The sequence below is a fragment of the Schnuerera sp. xch1 genome, assembly GCF_019931165.1.
Taxonomy (GTDB): domain Bacteria; phylum Bacillota; class Clostridia; order Tissierellales; family Tepidimicrobiaceae; genus JAIOUP01.
Genome location: NZ_JAIOUP010000031.1, coordinates 1 through 7,448, shown reverse-complemented (window position 1 = coordinate 7,448; position 7,448 = coordinate 1). Strand labels below are relative to the sequence as shown.

Sequence of the window (7,448 nt, the reverse complement as noted above, 5' to 3'; positions counted from 1 at the left end):
TTAAGTTTGTCGGCTCTCGCTGACTTTTTTCTTACTCAAAGTACTTCACACTGTTTAGTTTTCTAGGTTCTTTTTGTGTCAACTCTTGCAATTATATCAAATATGCTTGTCCTTGTCAACAACTTTTTAAAAGATTGTTTTTATTTTTAAATCAATTGATATATTGTTTTCTTGAACTGACAAGTATATATACTATACCCTTTTTAAACAAATGTCAACCTTTTTTTAATTCAATTTATTTCTTTTTTTAAATTACGTAAATCAGCCATGTATACATCCTTTAATTCATTTCTATATATTACTGCAGCTGGATGATATAAAGGAAACACTTTATATTTTATACCTCGTATTTCCACCTCCATTAACTTCCCATGAACATTACCAATTTTTAAATTTTTTCTATATATTGATTTAAGAGGCATATTCCCTAATGTTACTATTATTTTAGGATTAACTATACTAACTTCTTCATCAATATATTCTCTAAATTCATCTATCTCTCTGGACGTAGGCGTTCTATTAGATAATCTCCCAGTCTTTGGGTTCATCTTAGTAGGTCTAAATTTTACTGCATTTGTAATATAAACATCCTGTCTCTTAATGTTTAAAACTTGCAAGAACTCTTCAAAATGTTTCCCCGCTTGTCCTACAAAAGGTTTCCCAATTTCCACTTCCTTTGATCCAGGCGCTTCCCCAATTAACATTATAGAGCTATTTAAATTTCCATGTCCTATTACAATTTTTTTATCAGTATATTTATTTATAATTCTTTGATTTAGTAATTTCATTCTATCTTCTTTCACTATATCGACCTTTCCTTTCATATTTTTTATTTTTGTAATCGATTATATCTATTCTTTATACTCTTTAAGTCTTCCCAAACACCTTTCTTTTTACTCTCGTCTCGCAAAAGCGCTGCTGGATGATATGTGGCTATTATACTAAACTTCCCTTTATCATACCAAATGCCTCTTCTATGAGTAATTTTAAAGTTCTTATCAATAATATTTTTAGCTGCTACTGCTCCGAGACATACTATTATAGTAGGATCTATAATCTTTACTTGCCATCTCAAATATTCTATACAAGTTTTACTTTCACTTTCATGAGGATTCCTATTATTAGACGGTCTACATTTAACAATATTTGTAATATATATATCTTGCCTTTTTAATTCTATAGATTCCATCATCTTATCTAATAATTGTCCTGCTCTGCCTACAAACGGTCGTCCCATTTTATCCTCATTAAAACCTGGTCCTTCTCCTACAAACATAATTTTAGCATTAGGATTACCTTCTCCAAAAACAGCCTTTGTTCTATTTTCTGCTAATGAACATCTTCTACAGTTCCTAACCATCAATCTCAGTTCCTCTAAAGTATACATACAAAACCCCCTTTACTAAAAATGAGTCAAAGGAATCTCCCTTGACTCATCAATTTATTCATCTTCTGTTATTGGCTTCATTGTTGGGAATAATATGACATCTCTAATACTTGGTTGATCTGTTAATATCATTATGAGTCTATCTATCCCTATACCTAATCCACCTGTTGGTGGTAATCCAACTTCCAATGCATTTACAAAATCTGTATCCATCATATGTGCTTCTGAATCTCCAGCTTCTCTTTGTTTAACCTGTTCTAAAAATCTCTCTTTTTGATCTATTGGGTCATTCAGTTCACTAAATGCATTCGCTATTTCCCAAGTATTTATAAAAGCTTCAAACCTATTAGTCAACCTAGGATCATCTGGATTTCTCTTAGCTAAAGGCGAAACTTCTACTGGATGATGAGTAATAAAAGTAGGTTGAATAAGATGTTCTTCACAAAATTCTTCAAACATTTCATTTATAATATGTCCTCTATTCATACCAGGTTCAACTTCTAATCCTTTTGCCTTAGCAATTTCTATAGCTTCCTCGTCTGAATCTATAGTATTAAAATCTACTCCTGAATATTCTTGAATAGCATCTATCATACTCAATCTTTTCCAGGGTGGAGTTAGATCTATTTCTTTATTCTGATAGTTTACCTTAGTAGTACCTAAAGCTTTTTCTGCTGCATAAGCTACAATTTCTTCTGTAAGTACCATAATATCATTATAGTCTGCAAAGGCTTGATATAATTCAATACTAGTATATTCCGGATTGTGCCTATTGTCCATTCCTTCGTTTCTAAACATTCTCCCCATCTCATATACCTTTTCAAATCCACCAACTATAAGTCTTTTTAAATATAATTCATTTGCAATTCTTAAATACATATCTATGTCTAAGGTATTATGATGAGTTATAAATGGTCTAGCAGTTGCTCCGCCAGCAATGGTATTTAATATAGGGGTTTCTACTTCTAAAAAATCCCTTTCATCGAGATATTGTCTTATTGCCTTTATTATCTTTGATCTTAATACAAAAGTTTCTTTCACTTCTGGATTTACAATTAAATCTACATATCTTTGTCTATATCTTAAATCTTGATCTTTTAGTCCATGAAACTTTTCTGGAAGTATCTGTAATGATTTTGTCAATAAAATTATTTCCTTTGCCCTTATTGAAATTTCTCCTGTTCTAGTCTTAAATACTTCTCCTTTAACTCCTATAATATCTCCAAGGTCTAGCGCTTTTATCTTTTCATATTCTTCTTCTCCTACTGCATTCATTTTAACAAATATCTGTATTTTGCCTTTACTATCCTGCAAATCCATAAAGCTAACCTTACCATGACCTCTTTTTGAAGTCAATCTACCTGCAACTGAAACGGTTTTTTCTTCTAATTTCTCATAGCTATCCTTGATTGTATTACTATGATGTGTATACCCATATTTCTCAATTAAAAAAGGGTTCTCTCCATTTTCAATTAATTCTTGTAGCTTTTCTCTCCTTATCTTAAGCATTTCATTAAGATTTTCTTCCGTTCCTGCCATAAATTCTGCCTCCTTTTATCTAGCAATATTTATAATTTTATATTCTATAAGTCCATCTGGCACCTGAACTTCTACTACTTCATCTTTTGTTCGTCCAATCAATGCTTTTCCAACTGGAGATTCATTTGAAATCTTTCCTTCAAATGGATCTGCCTCTGTGGAACCAACTATTGTATATTCCATTTCTTCATCATATTCTAAATCTTTTACAATAACCTTAGACCCTATACTAACTACATCAGTTGTTATACTATCATCATCTATTAACTTGGCATTTCTGAGTATCATTTCCAATTTCGCTATTCTTTCCTCTAATTGCGCTTGCTCATTCTTTGCTTGGTCATATTCAGAATTCTCACTTATATCCCCAAAAGCTAATGCTTGTTTAATCCTTTCGGCAACTTCTCTTCTTTTAACTGTTCTCAACTCATCTAATTCATCTTCTACCTTTTTTAACCCATCTGCTGTTAAAAACACATCCCTATCAGCCATGAATAATTCTCTCCTTTTTATTAAATATTTTGGCCTATACCGCCCTACCAAATAAAATAATACTAACTATTATCTATATATGCAGAATATTATAATCAAGGGAATAATACTTGTCAAGCAATTACAGTTTTCCCTTACTTTTTATTTTATAATCTACAAGGTCTCTAATTTTATAAATCTGACCATTGACATATAACCCATCCAAATTTTCGAGTTTAAACTCACCCATTTGTTCATATATATAAGCATAAACTAAGGAAGATAAAAATTTAGTTCTCTTTATATTTAGACCATCTCCTTTAAATACAAAATCCTCAATAATAGTAGCTTTGCTATTACCTATAATATTGCTAGTAATTTTTCCGTCAATACTCAAATCAAAAACTATCGCTTCCTTTCTTAACTTTTGAGTATTCAAACAGTAATTATCTATAAGGTTAATAACTATAGAATAGTTTGTCAAGATTCTATCTATATTTTTAGAATAAAAAATTGATAAACCAGTATTTTCTAATATGTATTCATAAATATTCTCTATTTCATCATCTTCATAATACCCTGTTAAGGTTATAAAGCTTATATCCTTACATATAGATTCTATAACTTTTTTAGTACATTCTTTATCGTCTCCTATTATAAGTACTTCTTTTCCTTTTAAATCATTCCCTAGCCTTTCATAAATGCTATTTAGTACCAATGGTAAGAGTTTCATTGATGCTTTTACCTTATTAAACACTTTCAAATTAGTTTCATCTTCTATAAGATTTATGCTCTGTACACTAAGTAAAGATGGTTCTTCTATTATAAGACTCACAGTATTATCATCTCTTAATTCTTCTATAGCTAAAATGAATTCTTTAATTGTATCTTCCTTTTCCCAGCTACATCTGTTTAGAAAAATTCCTCCAACTTTACCTATTATATTTCCATCTTTATCATAAAAATAATCTAAAATTTTAGGTCTTGCTTCAGGAATCAATTTATTAGGGATCAACCTTCTGAGTCCCCTATGAAAGTACTCATTATATTTTTCTTGTTTTATTATATAAAGAAATTCAATAATAATCCCCCCTTATTCATATATTGTAATGTATTATATGAACATCAGGGGTGAAGTATAACCAGTTTATGATAGGCTATTTAATTCGGATAAATAATCCGCTAAAATTTTCTCTACCTCTTTTTTTGCATCTACAGTATTTATTTGATTTTTTACTCTATTAGAATTTCTCATACCTTTTAAATACCAAGCTATTTGTTTTCTCATCTCTCTTACTCCAATGGATTCGCCTTTATCTTCACATTCCATATTTAAATGTCTAATTGCCATATCTATTATCTCTTTATACGTTGGTTTATTATCTTTTTTTCCTTCCATTAAATGCTTTATTCTTCTGAATATCCAGGGATTTCCTATCGCTCCTCTACCAACAAGTACTCCGTCACACCCTGTGTACTCTATCATTTTTAAAGCATCTATTGGCTCAAATATATCTCCATTTCCTATAACTGGTATGCTTACAGATTGTTTCAACCTTTTTATAAAATCCCAATCAGCTTCACCTGAATAGAACATCTCTCTTGTTCTTCCATGAATGGTTATAGCAGATACACCTTCATCTTCTGCTATCTTTGCAACTTCGATTCCATTTACATTTTTACAATCCCATCCCATCCTAGTCTTTAATGTTACAGGCTTATTAGACACTTTTACGACTTTGCTTAATATTCTTCTTATCAATAACGGATTTTTAAGTAATGCAGATCCATCCCCATTTTTTACAATTTTAGGTGCGGGACAACCCATATTTAAGTCCAATATATCTATACATTCTCTAGGATTAATATACTTTTCTACTACTTCAGCCATTATATTAGGATCTGATCCAAATATCTGTAAAGCAATAGGTCTTTCTCTATTATCTACACTAGTTAATTTATCAGTTTTCCTATCCTTATAATATAATCCTTTGCTACTAACCATTTCAGAAAATACTAATCCTGCTCCCATTTCTTTACAGATAATCCTAAATGTCTTATCTGTTATTCCAGCCATAGGAGCTAAAAAGATGTTATTTTCTAAATCTAGATTCCCTATTTTCATTATTCACCTCTATATTTAGAAAAAAGTAGCCTTCAGCTACTTATTTCTTTTATATATTATATTTAATCCTTCAAGAGTTAACAGCTTTTCAACTTTATTAATATATTTACTTTCAGTTGCTATCAAATTAGCAAATCCTCCTGTTCCTATTACAGCTTTGATATTCCCTCTGTCCTTCATCTCTTCTATGATTTTTTCAATAATGTAGTCTACTAATCCCACATAACCATAGATCAAACCAGATTGAATACTATTGACAGTATTTTTCGCTATTACAGTATCTGGTTTTATTAATTCTACCTTGGGAAGTTTAGCGGTTCTTTGAAATAATGCTTCACTAGAAATCTTGATTCCTGGTGCTATTGTTCCCCCTAGATAGTCGCCTTCTTTAGAAACAACACAGAAGGTTATAGCTGTCCCAAAATCAACTATTATTATTGGTCCTCCATATTTTTCATAGGCTGCCACAGCATTTACAATCCTATCTGCACCTACTTCTTTAGGATTGTCATATTTTATATTCATACCAGTTTTTATACCAGGACCTACAACTAATGGTTCTTTATTAAAATATTTTATACTCATAGCTGATAATGTATACATTAAAGTAGGTACAACTGATGAAATAATTACATCTTCTACATCCTTTGGACAGATTCCATGGTATTTAAAAATTTGTTCAAACAATAAGCCATATTCATCTGAAGTTTTGTTTTTGTCCGTAGCTATTCTCCAGTCATATATTAATTTATCTTCTTTATATACTCCAAATACTATGTTAGTATTTCCTACATCAATAAGTAACAACACGTTCCTCCACCATCCAATCTATTCGCTTCTTCCTTTTAATGCAATAACTACATTAGTAACTACTATTATTGCAATTATCACTTCTGGTATACCATTTGTAACTCCAACCCCCAATATAGTCTTTCCAGCCAAATCCTTACTCAATCCCAAAGTCTCAACATACTCTTCTGCATATAAAACATAAATACTAAATAAAACACCTACTGTATTAGTCAACGTTCCCATAACTGTTGACAATATAATATCAATTGCTTTATTTTTGAGCCTTTTATTTATATAAATACCTATTGACACTGTTAACGCTATGAAAATAATATTCATTACGATAATCCATATATTTTGGAAATCCACAATATTCGTGTAGATCCCATATGCTAAATAGCTGATCATGGATATCCAAATTATATTTAAAATCCAAAATGCTTTTCTATAACCTAAATCTTTAATAAACCTATATACATAATAAGTAACCACACCTATTAATATTCTCGGTAATACAGAAACTATCGGATTTAAAAATATAGGAGATATAGGTGTTGGATTAGTCACAGCTTGGAATATACTAAATAACCCAAAAATTAATCCTATTAATCCTCCAACCAAAGGTCCCTCTATTATAGCACCAATAATTACCGGTATGTGCATTATAGTTGCTCTAGTCGGTCCTACAGGAATAAAACCTAAGGGTGTCATTCCTAATAAAATGGATACACCTCCTAATACTCCTACGATTGTTATTCTCTTAACAGATAAGGTTTTTATTGATTTTTTCATATTCATCCCTCCGCTCTGGTTCCATATGGATACCAGTCGATATTTATTATTTACTTTTTACATATACGTATGTCCAATTCCTATTAAAAGATATTGGCAAAACACAAGATAATTATAATTCTTCTTGTATATATTTTCAACCTTTTTTCAGTATTTAATAAAAAAGAAAACCCGAGACTTTGATATGTTTTCATCTAGAATTTATTATGTCATAGCCCTCATTATGTACATCTAAACTTTTTTAAGTCCCAGGTATATTCCTTTATTATCCAAAGAACATTAACAGAAGTCCTGCTGCTACTGCTGAACCAATAACTCCTGCAACATTAGGTCCCATTGCAT

At 30.6% G+C, this 7,448-nt stretch carries 8 protein-coding genes; all 8 read right to left on the bottom strand.

The window, feature by feature from the left end; genetic code table 11:
* Positions 1-230: 230 nt before the first annotated feature.
* Complete coding sequence (locus K8M07_RS12430; RefSeq protein WP_223379419.1) at positions 231-803, bottom strand: uracil-DNA glycosylase; 573 nt, start codon at positions 801-803, stop codon at positions 231-233.
* Between the two features lie 26 nt (positions 804-829).
* On the bottom strand, positions 830-1,387 hold the full coding sequence (locus K8M07_RS12425) for a uracil-DNA glycosylase family protein (protein ID WP_223379417.1): 558 nt from the start codon (positions 1,385-1,387) through the stop codon (positions 830-832).
* A gap of 54 nt (positions 1,388-1,441) precedes the next feature.
* Complete coding sequence (lysS, locus tag K8M07_RS12420) at positions 1,442-2,926, bottom strand: lysine--tRNA ligase (protein ID WP_223379415.1); 1,485 nt, start codon at positions 2,924-2,926, stop codon at positions 1,442-1,444.
* Between the two features lie 15 nt (positions 2,927-2,941).
* Positions 2,942-3,418 (bottom strand): transcription elongation factor GreA, encoded by a 477-nt coding sequence (gene greA / locus K8M07_RS12415; protein ID WP_223379413.1) that lies wholly within the window; start codon positions 3,416-3,418, stop codon positions 2,942-2,944.
* A gap of 121 nt (positions 3,419-3,539) precedes the next feature.
* On the bottom strand, positions 3,540-4,412 hold the full coding sequence (locus K8M07_RS12410; RefSeq protein ID WP_223379411.1) for a hypothetical protein: 873 nt from the start codon (positions 4,410-4,412) through the stop codon (positions 3,540-3,542).
* A gap of 132 nt (positions 4,413-4,544) precedes the next feature.
* Positions 4,545-5,522 carry a tRNA dihydrouridine synthase DusB gene (dusB, locus tag K8M07_RS12405; RefSeq protein ID WP_223379409.1) on the bottom strand — a complete coding sequence of 326 codons (978 nt, stop codon included), beginning with the start codon at positions 5,520-5,522 and terminating at the stop codon, positions 4,545-4,547.
* 36 nt (positions 5,523-5,558) lie between these two features.
* The gene (locus K8M07_RS12400; RefSeq protein ID WP_223379407.1) at positions 5,559-6,332 is read right to left on the bottom strand and encodes a type III pantothenate kinase; all 774 of its coding nucleotides are present in this window, start codon (positions 6,330-6,332) and stop codon (positions 5,559-5,561) included.
* Positions 6,333-6,350: 18 nt separating this feature from the next.
* Complete coding sequence (locus tag K8M07_RS12395) at positions 6,351-7,106, bottom strand: ECF transporter S component (RefSeq protein ID WP_223379405.1); 756 nt, start codon at positions 7,104-7,106, stop codon at positions 6,351-6,353.
* Positions 7,107-7,448 lie beyond the last annotated feature (342 nt).

What these genes read in the sequence shown, in the direction of transcription:
- dusB (WP_223379409.1), bottom strand. Translation starts at nt 5,522, where the DNA reads ATGAAAATAGGGAATCTAGATTTAGAAAATAACATCTTTTTAGCTCCT.
- K8M07_RS12425 (WP_223379417.1), bottom strand. Translation starts at nt 1,387, where the DNA reads ATGTATACTTTAGAGGAACTGAGATTGATGGTTAGGAACTGTAGAAGA.
- K8M07_RS12395 (WP_223379405.1), bottom strand. Translation starts at nt 7,106, where the DNA reads ATGAAAAAATCAATAAAAACCTTATCTGTTAAGAGAATAACAATCGTA.
- greA (WP_223379413.1), bottom strand. Translation starts at nt 3,418, where the DNA reads ATGGCTGATAGGGATGTGTTTTTAACAGCAGATGGGTTAAAAAAGGTA.
- lysS (WP_223379415.1), bottom strand. Translation starts at nt 2,926, where the DNA reads ATGGCAGGAACGGAAGAAAATCTTAATGAAATGCTTAAGATAAGGAGA.